21 protein-coding genes are annotated in these 24381 nt (G+C 44.7%); 6 read left to right on the forward strand and 15 right to left on the reverse strand.

Annotation, left to right across the window (positions count from 1 at the left end):
- Positions 1-423: 423 nt before the first annotated feature.
- The 3 genes from yjjG to CWC29_RS00695 form a co-directional block, all read right to left on the reverse strand.
- Positions 424-1101, reverse strand: a complete 678-nt coding sequence (yjjG, locus tag CWC29_RS00685) for a pyrimidine 5'-nucleotidase (protein WP_128728801.1) — start codon at positions 1099-1101, stop codon at positions 424-426.
- The gene (yjjX, locus tag CWC29_RS00690) at positions 1101-1634 is read right to left on the reverse strand and encodes an inosine/xanthosine triphosphatase (RefSeq protein WP_010368694.1); all 534 of its coding nucleotides are present in this window, start codon (positions 1632-1634) and stop codon (positions 1101-1103) included. Before yjjX ends, yjjG begins: the two co-directional genes overlap by 1 nt.
- Before the next feature lie 97 nt (positions 1635-1731).
- Entirely contained in the window at positions 1732-2631 is a 900-nt protein-coding gene (locus CWC29_RS00695; protein ID WP_010368692.1) for a phosphoribulokinase, read from the reverse strand.
- Between the two features lie 135 nt (positions 2632-2766).
- Between CWC29_RS00695 and CWC29_RS00700 the strand changes: the two genes are divergently transcribed.
- From CWC29_RS00700 to phnW, 3 genes are all read left to right on the forward strand, one after another.
- Positions 2767-3651 (forward strand): TolB-like translocation protein, encoded by an 885-nt coding sequence (locus CWC29_RS00700; RefSeq protein WP_045987948.1) that lies wholly within the window; start codon positions 2767-2769, stop codon positions 3649-3651.
- A 60-nt stretch (positions 3652-3711) separates the two neighbouring features.
- Entirely contained in the window at positions 3712-4725 is a 1014-nt protein-coding gene (gene galE / locus CWC29_RS00705; RefSeq protein WP_138523614.1) for a UDP-glucose 4-epimerase GalE, read from the forward strand.
- 160 nt (positions 4726-4885) lie between these two features.
- Positions 4886-5992, forward strand: a complete 1107-nt coding sequence (gene phnW, locus CWC29_RS00710) for a 2-aminoethylphosphonate--pyruvate transaminase (RefSeq protein WP_138523612.1) — start codon at positions 4886-4888, stop codon at positions 5990-5992.
- Positions 5993-6533: 541 nt separating this feature from the next.
- On the opposite strand, the gene CWC29_RS00715 is transcribed toward phnW, so the two are convergent.
- The 11 genes from CWC29_RS00715 to CWC29_RS00760 all read right to left on the reverse strand — a co-directional run bounded on the left by CWC29_RS00715 (position 6534) and on the right by CWC29_RS00760 (position 17158).
- Positions 6534-6692, reverse strand: a complete 159-nt coding sequence (locus tag CWC29_RS00715) for a hypothetical protein (protein ID WP_167815403.1) — start codon at positions 6690-6692, stop codon at positions 6534-6536.
- Positions 6693-6726: 34 nt separating this feature from the next.
- A complete protein-coding gene (locus tag CWC29_RS00720) occupies positions 6727-7047 on the reverse strand; it encodes a hypothetical protein (protein ID WP_138523610.1) in 321 nt (106 codons plus the stop codon).
- A gap of 12 nt (positions 7048-7059) precedes the next feature.
- Positions 7060-7686: a hypothetical protein gene (locus CWC29_RS00725; RefSeq protein WP_138523608.1), complete on the reverse strand. Its 627-nt coding sequence runs from the start codon at positions 7684-7686 to the stop codon at positions 7060-7062.
- Between the two features lie 187 nt (positions 7687-7873).
- On the reverse strand, positions 7874-8656 hold the full coding sequence (locus CWC29_RS00730) for a tyrosine-type recombinase/integrase (RefSeq protein WP_138523606.1): 783 nt from the start codon (positions 8654-8656) through the stop codon (positions 7874-7876).
- A 142-nt stretch (positions 8657-8798) separates the two neighbouring features.
- Positions 8799-8924 (reverse strand): hypothetical protein, encoded by a 126-nt coding sequence (locus CWC29_RS23910; RefSeq protein WP_017217180.1) that lies wholly within the window; start codon positions 8922-8924, stop codon positions 8799-8801.
- Between the two features lie 431 nt (positions 8925-9355).
- Complete coding sequence (locus CWC29_RS00735) at positions 9356-10048, reverse strand: UTRA domain-containing protein (RefSeq protein WP_138523604.1); 693 nt, start codon at positions 10046-10048, stop codon at positions 9356-9358.
- A gap of 92 nt (positions 10049-10140) precedes the next feature.
- Positions 10141-10689: an HD domain-containing protein gene (locus CWC29_RS00740; protein ID WP_138523602.1), complete on the reverse strand. Its 549-nt coding sequence runs from the start codon at positions 10687-10689 to the stop codon at positions 10141-10143.
- Complete coding sequence (locus CWC29_RS00745; protein ID WP_138523600.1) at positions 10686-12104, reverse strand: FAD-dependent oxidoreductase; 1419 nt, start codon at positions 12102-12104, stop codon at positions 10686-10688. Before CWC29_RS00745 ends, CWC29_RS00740 begins: the two co-directional genes overlap by 4 nt.
- Positions 12104-12913, reverse strand: coding sequence for a phosphonoacetaldehyde hydrolase (phnX, locus tag CWC29_RS00750; protein WP_138523598.1), 810 nt, complete (start codon positions 12911-12913; stop codon positions 12104-12106). Before phnX ends, CWC29_RS00745 begins: the two co-directional genes overlap by 1 nt.
- Before the next feature lie 17 nt (positions 12914-12930).
- Positions 12931-14277, reverse strand: a complete 1347-nt coding sequence (locus CWC29_RS00755; protein WP_235956500.1) for a DUF5690 family protein — start codon at positions 14275-14277, stop codon at positions 12931-12933.
- A gap of 85 nt (positions 14278-14362) precedes the next feature.
- Positions 14363-17158 carry a TonB-dependent receptor gene (locus tag CWC29_RS00760; protein ID WP_138523596.1) on the reverse strand — a complete coding sequence of 932 codons (2796 nt, stop codon included), beginning with the start codon at positions 17156-17158 and terminating at the stop codon, positions 14363-14365.
- Between the two features lie 242 nt (positions 17159-17400).
- On the opposite strand from CWC29_RS00760, the gene CWC29_RS00765 reads away from it, so the two are divergent.
- Entirely contained in the window at positions 17401-18615 is a 1215-nt protein-coding gene (locus CWC29_RS00765) for a cation:proton antiporter (protein ID WP_128728789.1), read from the forward strand.
- Between the two features lie 175 nt (positions 18616-18790).
- Positions 18791-20455 (forward strand): alkaline phosphatase, encoded by a 1665-nt coding sequence (locus CWC29_RS00770; protein ID WP_138523594.1) that lies wholly within the window; start codon positions 18791-18793, stop codon positions 20453-20455.
- Positions 20456-20487: 32 nt separating this feature from the next.
- On the opposite strand, the gene CWC29_RS00775 is transcribed toward CWC29_RS00770, so the two are convergent.
- Positions 20488-23481 carry a bifunctional diguanylate cyclase/phosphodiesterase gene (locus CWC29_RS00775; protein ID WP_138523592.1) on the reverse strand — a complete coding sequence of 998 codons (2994 nt, stop codon included), beginning with the start codon at positions 23479-23481 and terminating at the stop codon, positions 20488-20490.
- A 429-nt stretch (positions 23482-23910) separates the two neighbouring features.
- On the opposite strand from CWC29_RS00775, the gene mraZ reads away from it, so the two are divergent.
- Entirely contained in the window at positions 23911-24369 is a 459-nt protein-coding gene (mraZ, locus tag CWC29_RS00780) for a division/cell wall cluster transcriptional repressor MraZ (protein WP_010368661.1), read from the forward strand.
- Positions 24370-24381: the final 12 nt, after the last annotated feature.

The raw sequence follows: 24381 nt of genomic DNA on the forward strand, positions 1-24381 counted from the left end.
AATCGGCGAGCTTTCTTTGGTAGGAGTCGATTTACTCGGCGAGCTTTTAATAATCCGCAAGGTAAACTTGCTCCTACTCAGCTCTACGTTTGGTAGGAGCCGATTTATTCGGCGAGCTTTTAAGTCCGTAAGGTAAACTTGCTCTTACTCAGGTCTACCTTTGGTAGGAGCTGATTTTCGCGGCGCATCTTCAGCAGCTTTAAGAGCTCGCAAGGTAAACTTGCTCCTACTCAGGTTTACCTTTGGTAGGAGTCGATTGTCTCGGCGAGCTTTTAAGTCCGCAAGGTAAACTTGCTCCTACTCAGGTCTACTTTTGGTAGGAGTCGATTGTCTCGGCGAGCTTTCTTTGGTAGGAGCCGATTTTCACGGCGAGCTTTTTAAACCCCGAAAGGTCGCCTTACCCCCACACAATTGTACAGGGCATTACCCCATTAAAATCGCTTGCAACTCTCTAAGAGACTCTACGGTATAGGTTGGCTTGATATGCTCGGGGCAGACTTTGCCATCATGCTTTAACCAACAGCTATCAATCCCAAAGCGGTTTGCGCCTAAAATGTCACTCGCTGGCGTGTCGCCAACCATTAATACTTTGGATTTATCGGGATTCCCCAACAGCGCTAACGTATGCGCAAAAATACTCGGATCTGGCTTGGCTTTACCCACCAACTCAGAGATCACCACTTCAGAAAAACGATCCACAAGGCCGGTATGTTCCAATCTTTTTTGCTGAAGCGCGGCAAATCCGTTGGTAATAATAGCCAAAGTACATTGGCCTTTCAGGCTGTCGAGTAATGCTTTTGCACCCGGTAGCGGTTGGCAAATTTCTGCCATCGCTGCCAAGAATCCCGCATTGAGCGATTCAGGCGCAACATTAAGTTTTTCAGCCCAGCGGCTAAAACGCGTTACCTGAAGTGTTTTTGCGTCAATTTCACCATTTTGATACTGCACCCAAAGTGGCGCATTCAAGCTGTTATATTCTTCGTAGTCCTCGTCAGTGAACACAACGTCATATTGAGTAAACAGCGTTTGTAATCCAAGTTTGGCATTAAAGCTAAATAAGGTTTCATCCGCATCAAATAAAATATGTGTATAGTTCGGCATTATAAATACATCTCTGGGTGATTAAAGGGTGCCATCGCGAGTAATAAGGCTTGCGTGTAGCTACTTTCTCTGGTGGCAAGATGGTTGGTTAATAAACCGATCGCACCGCCTTGCTGCTTGATATTGGTGGTGTTGAACAGGTCGTCCATTACATGTCCTAGCTCTTCACCTTGTTCAAGACGTGTGTACACCGACGCCGGAAGAGGCAAATTACAACTACGGCCGACACTTGTACGACGGTTATCCGCAATGACGACATAAGCAAAAGTAGCTGCACCGTATTCAAATTTGGCAGCGCCTCCTTCCATGGCACAATAAAAATCGGCTTGATGATGTTGCTGTAAGTAAGTAACACGATTCTCTGCGCCTTCGCGGGTGGCTTGTTCACCTAAAGGCTGATCCGCAACGAGACTCGGCGCTGAGATACCCTGACAGTCAATTTTTGCATTGGGAAAGTATTGCGCAAAGATGGTTTTTGCAGCATTGATTTTTACTGGGTTTTTAGACCCCACTAAAATGGTAAGCACGTCCATATAACAACTACTCGTGATGCCCTAAAAGGCGTCAGTGTAAAGTGTGATATGGAGCGATGCAAGGAAGCTATTATTCCTTATCAAAACATAAGGCGTGTTAAATTGGTAAATCGACTGGCGCCATATTCTCAAGGGCGCGTTTCTTTACTAATAATTCTTTGATAAGTGGAGTCAGCACCAACTCCATTGCCAATCCCATTTTTCCACCCGGCACAACTAACGTGTTTACACGAGACATAAAGCTGCCTTCGATCATTTGTAAGTAGTAAGGGAAATTAACATCTTCGATGCCACGAAAGCGAATAACCACAAAGCTTTCGTCTAATGATGGTATGTCTTTAGCACTGAATGGGTTAGAAGTATCTACGGTGGGCACGCGTTGAAAGTTAATGTGCGTGCGAGAAAACTGCGGGGTGATGTGATTAATGTAGTCATCCATTGAGCGCACAATTGACGTCATGACCGCTTCTTTGGAGTGGCCGCGCTCATTGGTATCGCGAATGAGCTTTTGGATCCATTCAAGGTTGATGATAGGCACCATGCCAATCAATAAATCAACATTGCTGGCCACATCATATTCGGGGGTCACGACACCGCCGTGCAGCCCCTCATAAAACAGCATATCGGTGTTTTGTTCTAGCTCTTGATAAGGAGTAAAAGTGCCCGGTAGCTGATTAAATGGTACGGCATCGTCAAACGTATGAAGGTAGCGACGGACTTTGCCATTGCCGGTTTCGCCATAGCTTTTGAACAGACTTTCTAATGCGCCGAAGTCATTGGCTTCTTCACCAAAGTAGCTAATGTGCTTACCTTCTTGCAGCGCTTCGCGACGCAATTTATCCATTTCAGGGCGAGTGTAGCGATGAAAGCTATCGCCTTCGACATAGGCGGCTTTGGTATTAAGACTGCGGAATATGTGTTTTATCGCGCTTGTCGTTGTTGTAGTGCCGGCGCCTGAACTACCAGTAATGGCGATAATAGGGTGTTTGTCTGACATAAATCTGCCTTAGCTTTCATCATCCGTTAATTCGATGTTACGCGAAGCAAAGTTTTTGGCAAGCTTTGCTTGAGGGCGAGTGTTGGGTATCATAGCGGGGTGATATAACTACAATGAAAAATCAAAGGAACGTCCATGCCCATTTCAATGCGTGTGAAGCTCGCAGTTTGTCTATTCGCTTTCGCGTCCTGTTTACCGGCTTATTCAGCCATGCCCAAAAGCCAAATTTGGCTAGCTGAATTAGGTGAACATTTTAGTGCTAAACCAATTACCGAAAACACCGCGTATTTTAATCAGCCGCTAGTGACTGATTCTGGGGTTTACTACACCGCGGAAGTTAGCGCTGATGGCAATAGTCAAACGGATCTGTTTTTCTACGATTTTCAAAGCCAAAACACAACCAACCTCACGCAATCCCCTGTCTCCGAATATTCGCCCACATTACACCCGAATGGGGAAGGGTTAACGACGATTGTGGTTGAGGGATCCGGTAAGCAAAAACTGTGGTTTTATCCGTTTGATCAGGCTACAAAACCAAGTCGTGTTTTTGAGCACATTGAACCTGTTGGATATCATGCTTGGGGGAGCAACCAAGATCTGATTATGTTTATTTTAGGTGCGACTGAAAGTGCTCCGCATACCTTACAATACACAGATATTAACGGTCATTTACCACAAATACTTGCCGAAGATATTGGACGAACTTTGTCTTACAACCGTGCGCGTGACGTATTTGCTTTTACTTATCAAGTCAATGGCTTGATGTGGTTCGCAACCTACCACAGAGAGAGCGATCATATTCAGCGATTTTTTGCTCTTCCCAGTCAAGTGCAAGATTATACCTGGTTGGATGATAATAAAGTGGCGTATGCACTAGATAATAAAATTTATTACCGAGATTTAAATGCGCCTAAAAAAGTCCACTTATTAAGAAACTTAAGAAGTTACTGTCAGACTTCAATTTCTCGCTTGAGCTTTTTTGATAACAAGCTGGCATTTGTATGCCACAGCGAAGACTGATAGCGATACATTAAATTGCATGTTAAACGCAATACATAGATAACAACCGTAGGAATAGATATGACGATTCTCGTAACAGGTGGCGCAGGCTATATTGGCTCTCACACTGTATTAGAGCTGCTACAGCAAGGCAAAAAGGTAGTGGTCGTAGATAATCTAAGCAATTCTCAGCAGACTTCATTAAATAGAGTCGCTGAGATAGTAGGAAAGGAAGCTGCATTCCATCAAGGTGATATTCTTGATAAGGCATTTCTTGATAGTGTATTTGCGCAATATGATATTGATGAAGTGATCCACTTTGCAGGTTTAAAAGCCGTAGGAGAGTCGGTTCAAAAGCCAATCGAGTATTATCAAAACAACGTCCAAGGTACGTTGACGCTGCTTGATGCAATGCGTGATGCTAATGTCTTTAAGCTTGTTTTTAGTTCGTCAGCGACGGTCTATGGAGATCCTGCCAGTCTTCCTATTCGTGAAGATTTCCCTGTTGGTGGCACAACCAATCCTTATGGTACGTCAAAGTTGATGGTTGAAATGGTATTACAGGATGTCGCTAAATCAGACCCGCGTTGGGCCTTTGCTATTTTGCGTTACTTTAATCCGGTTGGTGCACACGAGTCGGGGCTAATTGGTGAAGACCCAAATGGTATTCCCAATAACTTATTGCCCTATATCTCACAGGTTGCTGTTGGTAAACTGGCGAGTCTAGGCGTCTTTGGTAACGACTATGACACCAAAGACGGCACAGGCGTGAGAGATTACATTCACGTGGTTGACCTTGCTATTGGCCATTTAAAAGCACTTGAGAAAATCGCAGTAGCAGCAGGCACACATATCTATAACTTAGGTACCGGCAATGGTTACTCTGTACTAGAGATGGTTACCGCGTTTGAAAAGGCAGCGGGCAAAGCTATACCATACGATATTAAGCCGCGTCGCGATGGCGACATTGCCGCCTGTTACGCTGCGCCTGAAAAAGCCAAATCCGAATTAGGCTGGCATGCAGAGCGTGGACTGGATGCCATGATGCAAGATACATGGCGCTGGCAAAGCAATAATCCAAACGGTTATAAATAACCAGAGCCTCTGTTGCTTCTCTTCGCCTTTGCCATTTAGGGTAAAGGCGAGGCTTCATTGAACATCATTACTACATCAATCTTAGTTTCATAAAATTGTCATGCCGTTGTCACCTAAACTCGGTTAAATATTCTGGTATAGACCAGATTGAAGGCAAGTTATGAACAACGATTATTTACTCCTGACGCCAGGCCCACTTAGTACCTCTCACACCGTGAAAGAAGCCATGTTGAAAGACTGGTGTACTTGGGATGATGAATATAACCAAGGTGTGGTGCAAGTTATTCGCGAGCAGCTTTGTGAAATAGCGGTTGCAGATCCGCAGTATCGCAGTGACTACAGCGCAACCTTAATGCAGGGCAGTGGTACAGCAAGTGTAGAGGCGGCTATTGGGACTTTTATTCCTAAGTCTGGCACTTTACTGGTTATCAATAATGGTGCTTATGGTGCGCGTATTATTGAGATAGCCAATTATCTAAATATTAATGTAATAGCGCTCAACTTTGTTGAAACCGAATTGCCACAACTAGAGCAGATCTCACAAGCGCTTGAGCAACACCCTGAGATCACCCACGTAGCAATGGTACACTGCGAAACTACAACGGGGATGCTGAACCCGGCTAAGCGCGTAGCTGAGCTTGCGAAACATCACAATAAAGTAATGATCCTTGATGCCATGAGCAGTTTTGGCGGCATTGAGATGGATATGCACGAGTGGCAAATTGATATCCTCATTAGCTCAGCAAATAAGTGTATTCAAGGTGTTCCAGGTTTTGGCTTTGTGATCGCAAAAACGGCGCTGCTGGTTGCCTCTGAAGGACAAGCACGTTCACTCTCGCTGGATCTTCACGCCCAGTGGAAAACCATGGAAAATCATCATGGTAAATGGCGTTTTACCTCGCCAACACATGTTGTCAGGGCTTTTGCCAAAGCACTAGAAGAATTGGCGCAAGAGGGAGGCGTTTCTGCGCGATTTAAGCGTTACAGCGAAAATCAAAAACAACTCGTTAGCGGCATGAAAGCTCTTGGTTTTGAAGCCTTGTTACCAAAAGCCATGCACTCACCTATTATCACTTCTTTTTATTCACCAAGTGACGAAAGCTATGAGTTTAAGCGCTTTTATGAAGCATTGAAGCAAAAAGGATATGTGATTTACCCCGGCAAAGTATCAAACGCAGATTGCTTTAGGATCGGTAATATTGGCGAAGTGTATGCCGCAGATATTAGCGGACTACTCGAAGCTATCGCACAAGCAAAATACTGGTAAACCGTCAGAGTAGGAGCCGCTTTACGCGGCGATGGGTATTGCTGAAGCAAAGTATTGATAAACCGTTAGAGTGGGAGGCGCTTTACGCGGCGATTGCTATTACTGAAGCAATATACTGGTAAACCGTTAGGGTAGGAGACGCTTTACGCGGCGATTGCTATTACTGAAGTAAAATACTGGTAAACCGTTAGGGTGGGAGGCGCTTTACCCGGCGATTGCTATTACTGAAGCAAAATACTGGTAAGCCGTTAGGGTAGGAGACGCTTTACGCGGCGATGGGTTAAGGGGGTTACACCCCTTTAGCTAAATAAATGAGTAGCGAACCTTCAATTGTGTTAAGGATAGCCTAATCTGGGCTGCCACTTTCCCATAAAATGATTCTGCACTCATTAAAGCTGGAGGCTAACTAAGAAAAATCACGTTTTACCAAATCACAGATCATCACTGTGCTAACAAAAGCTGGAAAGTTTCCTGTTTGCGTAGTAAATACTGCATAAGCAATGGTACGTATTCCAACGCTGGGTTGTAGAATCTGTAACTCTTATATTAACGTTACATAGTGTTCGTTAAATTCATCAATAGATACAAAATACTCTTCTTCTGTATCATCCCGCTTCACTTTAACTTGTAAGCTGTTAACTTGTACTATTGTTACAGCAAAGCCGCCTTGTGCATGGCTATAGACGCTCCCAATTTCCATTTTTAATCCCTCGCTGTTAATCCAATATTGTTTTTTAAAGACCAGGTTTATCTAAAATGATTCTGTTTTCTGATATTCGCTCAATGACAATTGAACCATTATCGTAAATATATGCTCTGTAATCATTAAGCTTTACATGAGTTGGGTTTTTGTCTTCATCCTGCCAAATGTCGATTCCAAGCGAAAAAAAACGCATTCTATCTGGGTGGTTTTGTGGCAATGATGTAAACGTATTTTCTACATCTTCTAATATATCTTTGACCAGCTTATGAGCTGAGTTTCTGTCATGTGCGGGTGGAGCGGCATTCACTCTACTTAAAATTTCTTTCACCCGTTCGTGCTTTGGAGTTTTCATTGTTTTCCAATACTAACTTTTCTTAGCTGAGTTAATGTAAATAGGGTAAAGCTTATTCTTATATAACTCAAAAGCTTTACTATTCTTAATACCCTCTCGCTGTTTTGTGCTACTAAATTTATTTAACACCATAGATGGATCTGGAAGTGGATCATTAGTTGTATACATTGCTTGACTCTGCATGTTCAGAGTTGTTCCAGTCAAATAATCTCTTAAAGCTCTTTCTATTTTTTGGTGGGAGATTGGCTTATCTGCTTGAGTATTGAGCGACGATGTTATTTCATAAATTTTAACGAAGTTAAGGCCAGTATCATAAGCAAGGTCTTGCGGTGAGTCTGCCATTGTCGGAAGTGGTATTATGAGTGAGTCGACCAATGCGTCAGCAATTTCTTTCAATCTTGCTATATTCCTCTCCGCTTTTTCGTTTTCTTTTGATAGCTTTACTTCATTTCCCCCAATAGAAAAAGACTCGATTTGGTCTACTAGCTTTATCAAAAGAGTGACCACCAAACCAAGAGTGACAAATGCAATGAACTCAGAGCCGCTAAATAAGCCTTCACGCAAAAAATAATAGCCTAGTAGTATAAAGATTATAAAAGTAAACACAGAGAGTAGGTTTTTCATAATTGTGCCGGTCACTTGGAGCTCTCCATAATCATTGCTTGAGCGTGGATCGTTTTACTGTCTTCAATGAAATGATATGGAGCCCCATAAAGCTTCCACCCATCTACTTGTGACCTGTTTACGCGATTTTCTAACGTTCTAGACTCTAGAGCTTCATTTCCCTCCAAAGAAAGTAGGTTGTTAGCTGTGACAATCTTGTATTTCATTTTTTGCAAATTCCTAATTGTGGTATTGTTTTATATAAATCGTTTAGCGCATCAGTTAATTTTTGTGGATCAGGTATTATGTATGTGTCGGTCATGCCATCACTTACGTGGCCTATTGCCATTTGTATAACGTCATACGGCACGCCTGCGTCAGACAGTAAGCTGGCTGTGCTTTTTCTCCCTGAGTGGCTTGAGCCTTGTTTGAAGCCGCAGCTCTTAAACAGGTTTCTAACGTAATTCTCCATACTGCTACAGACTAGCGTTTCTTTTTGCCCGTCTTTGGTTTGATACCTTTTTACGTTAAACGACAGAGTTACCCAGCGCTTCCCGCTTCTAGCTAAAAATAAAGGGCTGTCGCCATTTAAACCACCATAACTACCATCACTTGATAACATGGCTTTATCCGCTATGCGCTTGTCGCGCCACGACCAAATTGCCTTACGTTGCTGTTTTAATACTAAAGCGCAATCACGACTTTGACCTGTTTTGGTGTACTTAGCTTTCATTCTGAAAATTGATTTAAGCTCCCCTGAATGAGTAAATACATCTTTAACTTTAAGATGGCAAGTCTCACCAATGCGCGTTAGCGAGCCGAACAAAAACCAAATTAATGCAACGTTTCTCTCAGCTGTCTCACCTCGATTCGCATTAGCCAAGATGTGTTTTAGCTGCGCTTTACTCTCTATTTTACCCGCACCTTTTTTGCTTGCTTCTAATCGCTTCACAGCATCAGAAACTGGCCTTTTTCGCATTGGCTTATGACCTTTTGTAAATGGCATATAACACCCGAACAGCGCCAAATTCCAATATAGATGATATTTTAGTCTATAAAATTCAAATGCGCCGTGTTTTGGGGTGATATTGGAATAGTCATTTGGAGTGCAAAGGCTTAATCAGCCTTTGCAATTTGATAGACTAAATTTAATTGAAGAATGCCTCTAGCAGCTCTCGGATCAACCAAGAAGCTATTCCTTGCTTGAAACCTTTTTGAAAGTCATTTTTCGTTGTTTTGTTATCACTAGTTTTTTTGTTGCTAATTTTGGACATCTTACGACTCCTATATTTATTTTTATATGATCCTAGAGCCAGCATCTACTTCAATACTTAAGCTGTGTACTAACACTAACACTAACACTAACAAAACCCATGTTGGACATAATGTTGAATTAGAATGAATATGGAATTGCACGCAGCAGAAAACCGCAATTCTTTAGTAAGACAGCAGTAAAAATATAAACATGAGATTGGTTTTTCTAGGAGTGAATGAAACGACTTATTTATTTTAGTTTTTGTCGATTCATAATTTTATTATAACATAATGAGAATCATTTGCAATAATGCTTAATTTCTTGCATACAAGAGTATTCCACCACTAACTCGCATTTAGACGTAGAATATAGAATTAATGAAGGTGTTTTTGACGCGGCAGTAGCTCTGGGAAGGTTGTCGTGCTAAAGCACGACCTACGGGGACGGGAGTTACACGCCTTCAACAATCATCTCTATGGCGTCATGGAGCCAATATTCAATATTGTAATCCACCAACGCTTGCTCGGCGTCATAGCGGGCGCGCAGTACCTTTAAACAAGGTGCGCCGCTGTTCTTTTCTAATTTGTCGGCAACGTCATCGGGTAGTACGGTGATGCTTATTACACACTGTTCAAAGCTGACGTCAACTTGGTAGTGAGTCGACATCACTTCTGTGATTGAGCCATCCAGCGGTTGGTTGTGTAAGTCGGCAAAACGTTCGGCTGCACAATAGATCTGTTCCATCATTATTGCGCGACCATCTAACGCACGTACTCGAGTTAGTTCATACACCGGCTGGCCGTCAAAATGAGAGTGGCTAAACTCAGGCTCTGTGGAAGGGGCATTAATTGCGACTACTTGAGTTGTTGGTGTAAAGCCTTGTTCAATGGCAAGGTGGTTAAAGTTCACTTTTTTAGCTGGATGCCATTTGAGTTTTTCGGGGGTGACAAACCAGCCGCGACGCTTTTGGCTAAAGATAAGTCCTTCGGCTTCTAGTCGTGCTAGGGCTTCACGGACAGTGATCCGTGTTGAGCTAAATGTTTCTTGCAGCGCACGCTCTGAAGGCAACTTGGCACCGGGCGTCATGCTGCCAGCGGCTAGCAGCGCTTGGATATGGTTTCGAATACGTTGATAAAGCAGCATAATTGAGTCGATAAAACCTTTTGTGACAAGCTTACTATCGTTTTATGACAGGATAAATATTTATAATCAGAGACTTGTAAACTCAGATTGGCCTAACTCGCCAAATAGGCTTCTATTTGGCTAAACCAATAACTGCTAGGTAAAACGGTTAAACTCGGATCTTTCCCTAAATCATCAAAACGACGCAGCGCGATAATAGCGTCCAATTCAGGTAGCTTGGAGAATGCCGCAAGTTCTTCGCTGCTCATTTTTCCGCCTTGTCTTGTTAGCGTTAGTTGGCTGGCAGGAGAGAGCGTTTGGTAATACTTCTCATCAATACTGACCAGATAGCGTTTCGCATCTACGTGTTTGCGTACTAGCATTGTCACTTCTCGGTCAAAGCCAAGCTGAGTTAAGTGATCTGCCCCTAAATCGCCATGATTGCTATATCCTTGTGGGGTAAAGTCCGGGTTATTCTGAGATTGAGCAACAAAATGGCCAATATCATGTAAAAATGCAGCGATTTGGGTCGCTTGATCATAACCATTTTCTTTCGCGAGGGTGGCGCATTGTTCGGCATGGTAAATTTGGCTACATGCCTCGTCATAGGTGGCGTGACCATATTGCTCGAATAGCTGTTTTATTTGTGCAATGGCATTCACTTTATATACTCCTGCTTCACGTTCGGATCTAATTTTGCTGCGCTGCCACTAAGCTTGCTTAGCCAAACATCGAGTTTATGCGGCGGCGTGTTGTTATCCTCAGCGCTTTCTTTACGGCGAATGGCATTTCTCACCATTAAGGCCCCCGCGGTGCGAAATGGCTCGACGGGAAACTGTTTAAGCGTTTGGTTGACTAAAGCGCAGTGACGCCAGTCGTTATGTTGATTAAGCAGTAGACTCGCTAAGATTTGTCCACCTAAATAGGATTGCACCACGCCGTTGCCTGAGTAACCGCTGCCATAAAACACATTAGCTTGACCATTTAAATGACCAAAGAAAGGCATGCCAGAGACACTTCGGTCTGAGGGGCCGGTCCAAGTTCTTTCAATCTCGAGCTGGTGATGTGCAAAGAAATGGCTAAATGAACGTTCAAGAATCGCTTGATAGCGGCTAGCACGGTGAAAGGTGTCTCTCACTTGGTTATTGAAACTAAAATAATTTCCGCCTTTGCCAAGCATTAATCGACCGCTTGAGGTGGTGCGGTAGTAATTCACAAAAATGCGTGCATCAATCACCGGAGCACCGTGGTTCAGCCTCATTGCCGCAAGCTTTTCAGGTGCTGGGGAGGTGATCGCCATATCGCTCGAAACTAACACCACGCTGCGAGAAAACTGCGGCAATAAGCTTGGCAGCCAAGCGTTAACGGCAAATACTAGCTGATTGGCTCTGATCTCGCCTTTATCTGTGGTAATGGTTAGCGTGTCTTGGCCTTGGTGCTTTAGGTAGCGGGTGTGTTCAAATACTTTGACCCCAAGGGTTTTTGCCACCTTCATCAGTCCACGCACAAGCTTGGCGGGTTGAACACTACCGGCATGGGGGGAGTAAATTCCAGCAAGGTTGGCATTAGAGCCGGTTGCTTGCAACTGCGCTTCATCCAGTGTTTGCCACGCATTAAGCTGGTGTTGCTCGAGTAGGGTGGTAATGGGGTCAAAGGCATTACGCTGGCTGTGATTTGAAGCCGTATAGTAAGTACCATCAACGCGGCAATCACATTCAATCCCGTGTTTACTGGTAAAGGCTTTAATGTTATGAACGGCCTGCTCCGACTGGCGCACTAAAAAGCAGGCTTGTTCTAAGCCAAACTCTTTAATTAAGCTGGCAAACTTAGTCGACCATGTCAGCATAGCTCCGCCATTACGACCCGAAGCACCTTGTCCACAGAGGTCCTTTTCAATGATGGCGATATTCAGCTCAGGTTTTTGCTTTTTCAGCGTTATGGCTGTCCAAAGGCCAGTAAAGCCGCCACCTATGATACAAACTTGGGTATCTAACGCGCCATGAGACGGCGCGCTAGCTGCGGCTTCAATATCGGCTTGAGTGATTGCTTCATCAAACCAAAAAGGCTGAAAGCGCATTACGGGCGCTCTCCACGGGCAATACGAGCAGAAATATCCACCAAGACCATTTCGATGTCGGCTAGTGAGTCAATCACATAATGCGCACCGGCCTCGCCAAGCTGCTGATAAGCACTAAGGGAACGTGCTTTTTGCTCTTCGTGACCGAGCGCAGTCCATTCTTCTTCGCTAAGCCCCACGGCATTACCCGTTAACGCAAGTCCTACGGTCCACATGCCGGCATTTAATCCCTCGCTAATTCCCGGCGCGGAATCATCGACTTTTACGCATCCTGATACACGATTAATCCCAAGTCTTTGCACGTTTTCTAATGCCATCCAGGGGCCTGGGCGAGAGCCAGCTGCACATTCATCACTGGCAACCACACAATCTGGCTGATAACCATAATCGGCAGCGGCAGGCACTAGTACGTCCATCACAGGCTTGGGATACCCAGAACAACTGCCAATCTTAACGCCTTGTTGTTGTAATCGTTTGATCACCGCAAGCACGCCCGGAATGGGGGCTGCTCGGTCGGCGACTTTTGCCTGTTGGAGCGGCATAAAGGTTTGATAAATATGGTCAACATCTGCCGTACTCGGTGGCTGACCAAATTGCGTTATCCAGCGGGTGCGGACGCTGTCCATTTGTAGCAAGGTATTAATGTGATCCCACTTGCCCATTCCCATCGGACCGCGTGCTTCAGCCAAGGAAATATCAAATTGATATGCTTGCTTAAATGCTTCAACAAAAATACTGGTAGGGGCAATCGAACCATAGTCGACCACAGTACCAGCCCAATCCAAAATTAATGCTTCAATGTGTTTCATGTTGCTAAGACTCCTAGCTAGGAAATATGTGATGAAAGTGCCGTGGCGCGTAGTTGCGTTGACGCCTTACGTGGTCGCTTTAATTTCACGGCAAAATAAATAATTGAACTCACTACGAGGGCGCTTGCGATAAACGCCACCCAATAGCAAGCCATGGTAAAAAAGTGCAGCCAACTGAGCTCAGGTGTGGCAAAAGTTTTATAGAGCAAAATGCCCACTGAGCCGATGTAGCCCGCCGAATCCGCCAGATAAATCAAAAACCCTGCGTTCGCAGTCGAGCCAACCGCTGAGATCATGCGGTCAAACAAAAAGCAGTTATAGGGGATATAACTGATATAAAGACCAGCCCCGAGTAGTACCATCCAAGTTTTAGGATCGAGACTTTGGGTTTGGTATAAATACGTACTACCAGCCAGCAGTGAAGCCCCGAGTAAGACAAAGCCATGGTTGGCAAAAAATGCAATACGGTTATTTTTAATTAACACCAATGCGGCAAGCGCAATGAGCACGATAAAGGCGATGCGGATCCCGGCATAAGCAAAAATCGCGGGTTCTTGCCCATACCCTAAGGCCTGCCAGATCTCGGCTGAGAAGTTATCTCTAAAGTCACGAAAGCCGGTAAAGAGTAAAAAGCTAAGCACCAGCACGGTTATTCCAAACCAATACTGTTTAAAAAACGCCAGCCGTGCTTTGCCATCCATTGGTGCGCGCTTTTGTCGTAATTGTTCATCTTCTTGTGTAGGTTCTGGAATGCTATTGAGACAAGCAACGCTAAGTACAAGCAGTGGCAGAAAAATCGCTCCGGTTGCCGCTGGCATCCATAGTTCAGGCACATTGAGTTCACTCACCAGCCATTTGCCCACAGTTCTGACCAGTCCAGAGGCTAGAATAAAAGTCACGCTGAGTACCGCACCTAAGATTTCGGTGGTTTTACGACCTTCTAAAAAGCTAAAAACCAAACCCCAGATCATGCCAAGGGAGAGGCCATTGGCAAACAGCCAAACCAGATTCCAGCCCGTAGGAGTGATGGCAAATAGCACCAGTGCGAGCTCGGCGGCTAAAATCATGGCCAAAATCGCACGGCCGCGATAATGATGCTGCATTTCAGCAATCACTTTAACGCCGATAAATTTCGCGCATAGGTAGCCAAACACTTGCGAAAGGATCAGGGCAATTTTAAAGCTAACAACCCAGCTCGGGTCATCAAAGGCTTCATAGGTATTGACCGAAAATGGCTTACGAAAGGCGTACATACAAAAGTAAGTCATAAACGCACTGGTCGCGGCAAATAGCACAAAGCCGATACCTTGGGCGTCTTTTAGCCAGCGCGGGCGGGTGTTAAATAGCGAGATCTGCAACATCATAGGATCCTCGGTAATTCGAGGGCAATCCTTTGTGGATTGCCCGTCAACCGGTGTATACCAATCGGCTTAATCAAGTAAATTGGTACTAAAATTGGTAGTTAATGCCGACCATGCCGCGGATACCATAGTATTCCACCTGTAATGGACGACCTTGCTCACCTTGGTAGTACTGCAATGCTTCATTGGTGAGGTTACTTAGCTCTAGGTAAACTAACGTTTGTTCGTTAAGCTGGTATGACGTTGTAAAGTCCACGCTGGTATTGGCGCCATAGTAGCTATCCGATTGGCTATCGCCGCCGTGCTCTTCGATATAAGCACCTTTATGATTCAGCGCTATTCGAGCTGCAAAACGGGTGTCGTCGTAATACAGCGTAAAGTTGTAAAGCTCATTGGCCTGACGTGGAATCGCCACTTTTTCTGTGCGCTCTGGAATTTGCATTTCAGAATCCATAAAGGTTGCATTGGTCATTACCCCAAAGTTGCTCAAACTGTCAGAAATAAAACCAAGGTCGCGGTTAAATGCCAGCTCAATGCCCGCAAGCCAAGCGCTATTGCCGTTTTCAGGACGGATGATGGTCACGCCTTGCTTGTTGTTGTAATTGCCAACGCTGGTGGCTTGGAAGATTGGGTCTTGGATATCTTTGTAGAATACCCCCGCAGAGACCAAACCAACGCGGTCAAAATAATGTTCCACCATCAAGTCGAGATTATTTGAGTACGTAGGGTCGAGCGCTGGATTTCCTGAGTTAAGCTGATTGTCTTGCTCAAGGTAAGTTGCCCCTGGTGTTAATGAGCCAAAGTCAGGACGGGCAAAGGTGCGAGTTAGTGCAAGGCGATAATTGGTATCGTCATTGGCGCGATAGGTAACATGTAGTGCGGGTAATATTGACCAATAATCATTGCTGTTGGTGGTATCAACAACTTTGTCTTCGTCGGCTAAATAAGTGTAACCAGACACTTCGGTATCGGTGCGGGTAACGCGTAAGCCGCCTAATACTTCCCAGTTGTCGTTAGCTTGGTAAGTTGCCATACCGTAGAGCGAAGTGTGGGTTTCTTCAACATCAAAGTTTCTGCCCAGTGCTCCACCGTTGCTGATGAGTGCTGATTCACCCGCATCTAGCTTGAACTTATTGCGATTTTGCGTCCAAAACTGAGCAAGAGCATCGGTGGAAGCCACCTGCGACAACTGCGTGCGATAATCAAACTTGGCTTCGCTTAAGTAATCGCTGCGACCGGGTTGACCGCTTAAGGCAAAGTCTGCAAGCGTTGGCGCTGCGCCATATTGTTCGCTGTCCCACGCGTAAAATTCATCGGCAAAGTCAGCTTTACGGACTTTATCGCGGTATTTTGCCCCAAATTTAACGGCTAGCTGGTTATTGTATTGCCAGTCAAAGTCGGCATTGGCTACCAGTCTGTCTTTTTCGTTGACGTAGACCTTGTATAGTTCAACCCAAGACAAGCCCATTTTGCTTGGATCGAGTGTAAAGCCCGAGGGGAAGTGATTACTTATGGCGTTCCAAGGATCGCTGCCGCCGTCTACTTGGTTGTAGGCATAATTTTTACCGGTATCGCGGTCTTCAAGTCCAACATATCCCACATTTTTTTGATCAAAACGGGCGACAAAGTAGCTGTTGTCTTCACTGTTGGGTTTGTCGCCATAGCGGAACTCATTTTCGTAGGTCGCTAGTTGCCAAGAGAGCGTTTTATCAAAGCCAAAGTCATGTTCACCTGCAATTTCAAAGCCTTGCATTTCGGTGATGAGTTCGTTGCGAATATGCTGTAGCTCAGCACGGTCTTTATCAAAACGCAGCCTGTGCTTATAGTGAGTTTCATCGTCAATCAGTGTGCCATATAGCGCGCTGGCGCTTAGCGTGCCGCTTTCAAGTTGATATTCCAGCGAGCCATTTAAGCCATAAGTTTCACGGGTTCCTGTATAATCACGCAGCTCTAAACGGTAAATGCCTAAGCCATCGTTACCCCGGCGCGGCTCATAGTTATCGGTTGCCCAATCACGCTGCCACGCTGTGGCGTTAATAATAAAACCCAGCTTGTCGTCGAGTAGACGATCGCCGTACACCACATTGGCAGAATAATTTGTACCATCGGCCAGTTCGTTTTGGCCCACAGCAAAGTTGGTTTTGAGGATAAAATCATCAGCGCCTTTTTTGGTCACGAAATTAACATTACCGCCAATCGCATCGCCTTCCATGTCGGGAGTGATAGCTTTAGACACTTCCACAAATTCAATCAATTCGCTTGGAAAAAAGTCGAACGCAGTGGCGCGGCTGGTGGTTTCTTCTTCTGCGGTTGGAAGACGGTTACCGTTGATGCTGGCCGAGCTCCATTGTGACGGTAAACCACGTACTGCAACAAAACGGCCTTCACCTTGGTCACGCTCTATCGACACACCTGGAATACGTTGCACCGCTTCTGCGGCATTTCTATCTGGTAACTTACCAATGCCATCGGCAGAAATGATACTTTTGATATTACTGGCATTTTTTTGGTTATTTGCTGCGGCCATTTCGCCACGGAAGATTTGCCCAACCGTGACCACTTCTTCCATCGTTTGTTGTTGGTTTAATAAGATTGGAGACAAGGTAGTGACTTTGCCATCAATCACCTCAACCTGAAGTTCAGTTTCCTGATAACCCATATATTTCACAACTAGGGTGTAGCGACCTGCTTCTAGTTTTGGCAGTTCAAAGCGACCACGATAATCAGATACAGTGGAAACATCTTGGCCCTTTACCGAGATAACAGCGCCAGACAGATTACTTTGTGGGTCTTTTACAACACCAACAAGTTTACCAGTCGCAGCGTATAAGCTGGGACTGGTGGCGAGTAACACGACAGCAGCGATTTGGGTTAGTTTTTTCATTGCTCTTTTCTCAAAAGTTTGGGTTAAATTTCTGGTCTAGTCCAGTTTGTTGCAGATAGAGTAATGACGGTTTTTTACATTCCGATGACACAAAGGTGAAAAATTAACTCGCGCCTACTGCTCTTTGTTGTTTGATTCGCTTTAAATGAGATAGGAGGGTGTGGTTACATGTTTGGCTTAACTGAATAAGATTTGTCATACTGGCTTTATCAGCAACAGGTTTTCAGTAAAGGAATGGCAACGTGATTTATGCTTTGATCGCGGCAATTGGACTTTCTCTTTTTATCTATAGCATCACAGCTCGACAATTAGATAGGGCTGAGCTCACTGCACCTATGTGGTTTGTGCTAACGGGCGGGGCGATAGGCTTTGTGCTTGGTAATATAGAAGGAGGGCAACAAGCTTTAGCGGTAGATATTAATGGCCTACAGACACTGCTGCCCGTAATTGAGCTGACGCTTGCGATTTATTTATTTTCCGATGCTGCAAAAACGCGATTGCGAGTGTTATCTCACAGCTTTCAGTTACCGGTTAAATTATTACTAGGGCTGCCATTAACCATGGTATTTGGCGCTTGGGTGGCTCATGAGCTGTTTCAGTTATCTTGGTTGGCTTGCTTTTTAATTGCGGTGATCATTACCCCAACCGATGCCACTTTATGCAAAACCTTCATTCAGGATAAGTCTGTGCCCTCCAGATTACGTGAGGCAATTAATGTAGAAAGTGGCCTGAATGATGGCCTCTGTATTCCGGTATTTCTGTTTTTACTGGGAGTATTAGCTGAGCGAATGCAAGCGACGACTGAATCATTTGCTTGGATTTTTATGCGTGAAGTGGGGATTGCACTCGTTGTCGCGGGGTTACTGACTGGGGTGATCATTTGGTTACTTAAACGTGCCTATCAACATCATTACTTTGCGTCTAAAACTAGCCCTTTTCTCTTTGTTGGCATCGCTTTTTTAGTTTTCTCGGTAACCCAAGCTTTGCATGGCAGCGGCTTTATTGCTGCATTTGTCAGCGGTTTACTGTTTGATAAATATTATCGTGATGAGTTTAAAGATCAGCTTATAGAAGAAGGCGAACACCTCGCCGAATTTGCGGCTTTTATAATCTGGATTGTGTTTGGTTTGTCGGCCAGCATGGTGCTTTTGGCAGTCACTGAATGGCAGGTTTGGGTGTACGCAGTGTTAGCAACCGCCTTGTTTAGATTGATCCCAGTATTCCTCTGTTTGTTAGGTGGTGACCTGACAACCAAAGAGCGCTTTACTTTAGCTTGGTTTGGCCCCAAGGGGTTAGCTTCGGTGGTGCTAACCTTAATGCTCCTCAGCGAAGAATTGCCAAATGGTTTGCAAATTACTCAAGTGGCGATGGCAACGGTGCTGCTCAGCATTTTTGTATTTGGATTATCTAGTCGACCCATTTCTAAATTATTTACCAGTACTTCAGGTAGAGAGTGATTACTCTAAATCATGATAGCTGTACAGGGTAGCTTCGCACTTAAATTGTATTGTTATAATGTAACTTGTTGTGAAATAAAATAATTTTTTTCACTTCGCTGAAATAAAAAAGTCATGTAACGCGCCTAGACTGTGCCCGCCTTACAGACAAATATTACGTTTCAGGAACAGTACAATGAATAAAAAGTTACTTACAGTTGCTATCTCTGCAATTCTACTTACCGCGTGCGATGACGATACAAAAACCGTTGAGGTGATCAAAGAAGTTGAAGTCATTAAAGAAGTACCAGTGCAAGAAGTGACACAAGTAAAAAATGTGATCCTTATGATCGGTGACGGTATGGGACCACAGCAAGTTGGCTTACTTGAAGAGTATGCTCAGCGCGCGCCAAACTCAACTTATAAAAACAAAGGCAATCAAACAGCGCTTTCTAAACTTGCTGCGGGTGGTCATTTAGGTTTATCGCTTAATGCGCCACATGGTGCAACGGGTAGTCTTGTGACTGATTCTGCTTGTTCGGCAACACAGTTAGCAACGGGTATTGCGGCAGGCTCTGAAATGATAGGTCTTGATGCCGACGGTAATAAAGTCGCCACTATCTTAGAAAAAGCCAAAGCCGCAGGTAAAGCAACGGGTCTTGTTTCAGATACGCGTATCACTCATGCAACACCTGCGGCTTTCGCTGCACATATGCCACATCGCTCATATGAGGCAGAAATTGCTGAGCAACTAGTTCGTTCAGGTAATGTCGATGTGATGTTATCTGGTGGTGCGCGTGTGTTTGTACCAAAGAGTACACCTGATAATGCAGAGGTTAAAGCTCAGCTTGACGCGCTTGGCATGCCAAGCAACGTATACAAAAAATCAAAGCGTGGAGATGAAACTAACCTAGTTGTTGAAGCAAAAGAGCAACACGGTTATGGCCTTGCTTTTGATAAAGCACAGCTAAATAGTTTTGAAGGTGAGAAAGTACTTGGCCTATTTGCAAATTCAGGTATGAATGACGCAATTGCTTATAAAGCTTGTCAACAAAACGACAGCTGTTCGCAGCCTTCATTAAAAGAAATGACAATTAAGGCTTTAGATATTTTATCTAAAGATGAAGATGGCTTTTTCTTAATGATTGAAGGTGGTCAAATTGACTGGGCGGGTCACGCAAACGATGCGGGTTGGATGTTAAACGAGCTGCTTAAATTTGATGAAGCTGTTGAAGCTGTGCATGAATGGGTAAAAGACCGTAACGATACGCTAGTCGTTGTGACTGCGGACCATGAAACGGGTAGTTTTGGCTTTAGTTATTCAAAGCATGAGCGTCCTGAAGCACAAACGCTGTCTGGCGATGGTATGTATGTAAATGGTGTTGCTAAAGAATATCATCCTAAGTTTAACTTTGGTCCACTTGCGCAACTAGACAAGCTTTACGCGCAAACAGGCACCTTCTTCGATATCCTTGCAGAAGCTGCGCCTGATGAAGCCTATGAGAATGTATCGGGCCCAACTTGGAAAGCGACCATTGAAGATATGACGGCTTACACGGTGACGCTAGATAATGCAGAGAAGGTTGGTCAAAGTGTCTATGACGATAATGATGCAACGATGATCCCTGCGTTTGAGGACTTCGGTGACTTTTATGTATACGCCAAAGAAGATTACACCGGAAAAATCGCTCGCGCGATTGCTTCAGAGCAAAGCGTAGTGTGGGGTACTGGTACGCATACGGCTGCGCCAGTGCCTGTTTATGCTTATGGCCCACAAGGGGTAACTAAGCAGTTCTCAACCATGCAGCACCATGTGGATGTTGCAAACAAAATGATGACTGCGCTTGGTTTAACTGAATAAACCAAGCACCTAGATTTTAAGTAACTTCAGATCTAAGCCACAGCAATGTGGCTTTTTTCTGTCATTAAGGTTAGAAACTCGCGTTGTGGTAGCGGTTTTGAATAGTAATAACCCTGACCAAAATCACATCCAGCCTGTTTTAATAGCTGATGCTGAGTCGCGGTCTCAACGCCTTCAGCGATGACTTTTAAGCCAAGGCGGTGGGCCATCAAAATAATGGTTTCACACAGGGTTAAATCGTCGGCATTGGTTGCGATGCCATCGACGAAGCGCTTATCAATTTTCACAAAGTGACAATCTAATTGTTTCAGATACGCAAGTGACGAGTAACCCGTGCCAAAGTCATCTAACGCAAATTGAAAACCTTGCTGCTTTAACCGTTCAACTCGTTGTTTAGTGCGGCTATCATTGTGCATCATCATTCCCTCCGTAACTTCTAAAACCACGTGCTCAGCGGGGATCGCAAGCGTCGTGAGTTTGTCACTCCAGCTTGCTAAGGTGCAATTTTTAGCGGCAAATTGGACCGGTGACACATTGATGCTAATTTGTGTTGCATGGCCTAAGTGCTGTAGTTGCGTCAACGTGTCAACAGACTGCGCAAAGGCTAAATCTCCAATATGATGAATGAGCTGGGTTTCTTCGGCTAACGGAATAAACTCAGCGGGACTCACCATGCCTTGCTCTGGGTGTCGCCAGCGGATCAAGGCCTCAGCTTTGGCGACGCGATTGTCGTCAAGTGACACGATTGGCTGGTAGTGCATTTCAAATTGATTGTTATGCAGTGCAGTGCGAATACCTTTGAGCATTTGCATTCTAGATTCCGCGACTTTGCGTAAGGTATCGTCAAAAATCACATAGCCATTGCGACCTTGTTGCTTTGCTCGATACATTGCTTGATCGGCGGCCTTTAATAGGGCTTCTGCACCATTACCATCTGTTGGTGCGGTGGCAATCCCCATACTTGCTGTGATATGGCACTGCTCATCTTTGATCTCAAATGGTTGTTTGAGTGCAGATTGGATCTGGGAGGCCAATGCTTTGCATGTTGTTTTGTGTTCATCATCTTCCAACACAAAGACAAACTCATCACCTCCAATGCGAGATAAAAACGCATGCGGAGCCATACTCTTCAAACGTTGCGCGACTAACTTTAAGAGTAAATCACCGTAATAATGGCCTAAAGTGTCGTTAATATCCTTGAAGTTGTCGAGATCGAGTAACAACACGGCGGTTTGTTGTTGTCCGCTGGCAACCTGCTTTTTTAAGTGCTTTTTAAGTCCCACGCGGTTGTGAAGATCGGTTAATTCATCAAAATGTGCTTGTCTCCAGATCAGCGCATCTTTACGCTTAACTTCGGTAATATCGGTGAAAATCGCGACGCGGCGATAGATCTCACGGTTGCTATCATAAACGCTATCAATAGTTAGCCATTCGGTGTAAAGCTCGCCATTTTTCTTACGGTTGACAATCTCACCTTGCCAACGGCCGTGTTCGTTAAGCTGCTGCCACATTAATTCGTAAAAGCTACGGTCGTGTTGACCCGATCCTAACATGGCAGTGGACTTACCCAGCACCTCTGAGCGTGAGTAACCAGTTACACGCGTAAAGGCGAGGTTGACGTCCAAGATAAAGCCATTAGCATCCGTGATGATCATGCACTCGCTACTATTGTTGTACACCAATGCTGCAAGGTTTAGTGCCTCTTCTTGATGCTTACGTTGACTAATATCTCGGAAAATCAGCAACGCCTGAGGATGGGATTCAATGGCGCACAGGCGACATTCAACTACTTGATTGCTGGTTGGAGAAAACTCAAGTTGCACATAGGTTTTATCGTTTAGCAGTGCCAGTTCTGCTCGGATCCGCTTATAAATATGTTCTGGTAGCAACTCTCTCAGCGTTTGCGCCTTATCGGTATAATCACCATAGCGAGATAAGATCTGAGCCTGCTGATCTAAGCGCACATAGCTATCGGGGAGTGCATTAATCAAGGCTTTTACAACGGCAAGTCTATGATTTGCATTGTCTTCAGCGGCAAGGCGTGTTTGCGCCATATGAGCAAAGCGCTCGGCGATATGCTCAAATTCGCTAGGGACTTTGGCTGCATTAAAACGAGAATCTTGTTTACCTGACTCAAGTGCTGCAATAGCATCCTTTAGTGCGCTTAGCGGTTTTAAAAGTTGTTGCTTTAGTTGCCAATGGGTTTGCCAAAACAAAATGCACACAAGCACAAAGAAGATCCCTAAAAAGAGTGCAAAACGCTTATCTATACTGCTCAACTGGGACTCAAAGTCGAAACTAAAGTAGATTTGTAACGCTCGGTTGCTGTTATTGAGTGATTGCTTTACATACACCAAGCGATTGCCTTCAGGGGTGTTGAGTAGTGTCGCCTGTGTGCTTAAATTGCTTGGCCAAGAACTGCTAACAGCACGACCAAGTTCTGCATTTGCTGCTGGATATTGCGCAATGATTTGCGCTTTAGCATCGGCAATCATTACCCGAGTACCTACAGGAAGGGGCAGCTTTGCAAGGGTCTGGCTCCAATGCGTTAAGCCTTTTACCGCAACAAGCATAAATAAAAATTGTTGCTGATCATCGTAAATTGGTAGCGCGAAGTTGACCGTTGCACGCTGCATGCTGCGGTCAATTTGATACTCACCAATACTGAACTGGGCAGTGCGTATTGCGGTTTTAAAGTAACCACGATCGGCGATATTGATCTCGCGTTGATCTGCTTGATGGGTCGTACAAAGTACGTTCCCTTGTGCGTCAACTATGCCAAGGTTAGCTAGGTTGGGGCTGAGCAGCATCGCGTGATAAAGCAGCGGCGGGCACTTACCGTGCTCTACCGTAAGATGATCAATACGGGTCGACAGTTGCTGTAAGACTTGTTCTGTATCCGCGAGCTCTACCTGCTGGATCGCCGCAACTTGTTTGGCATAATGCAGCGCCTGTTGTGACTGTTGTGTTAATGCCTGCTGACGTTGCTCACATAATAGAAATAAAATAATGATCAGACATGGCAAGCACAGTAGAACTAGTAAGCGATAAAATCGAAACTGTATTGAAGATTTCAGAATAATCCCACCTATGGAGCTGATCAGAGAGCGCGAATGATACCGAATCGAGTAGGGACAACCAAGCAAATTTGCATAAATAATTCAGCTGCAAAAGCATCCTTAAGCAAGGGTTAACAAATGGAATTTTTAATTTCTAATTTGAAAGTGTGACGTGATTATCCGGCCAAAAAATATGGCATTTTTTCATCTCTCCACTTTTTTCCACAAAATTCATGATCTTCCACAAATCCCGCGATTTTTCTGGCTTTCAAAGGCGTTAAAGGTACCGACTGAGCTTGACAAAAGTGCTTGTCAAGCCCTAGACTGTTCTTCTGTGGTAAAAAGTGGGTTTTAGTGGATCAAACTGGATCAACCAACTTAGAAATAGGATCACGCATGTTTCGAGGTGCAAGTTCGCTAGCTTTGGATGACAAAGGGCGTTTTGCGGTACCGACTAAGTACCGTCAACCGCTGCTGTCCGAAGATCAGGGAACTGTTATTTGTACTATTGCGATCAACGAACCGTGCTTGTGGCTCTACCCACTCTCCGAATGGCTAGAAATTGAGACCAAACTAAGTCGCATCTCTAATACCAATCCCAGAGTGAGACGCTGGCAGCGGATGTTGCTAGGTCATGCTACAGAATACCAACTAGACAAAAATGGCCGAATTTTACTGGCGCCTTCATTGCGATCCCATGCGCAATTAGGCAAAAAGATCATGCTAGTTGGGTTACTCAATAAATTTGAAATTTGGGACGAAGAACGCTGGTATCAGCAAATGCAGGCAGATACCGAAATTGAACACTCAGGAAACTTTGAGGAAAGCCCTGAATTGGAAAACTTTTCCTTGTAGGGGTAAACAAAT

This window comes from Pseudoalteromonas galatheae (genome assembly GCF_005886105.2).
GTDB lineage: Bacteria > Pseudomonadota > Gammaproteobacteria > Enterobacterales > Alteromonadaceae > Pseudoalteromonas > Pseudoalteromonas galatheae.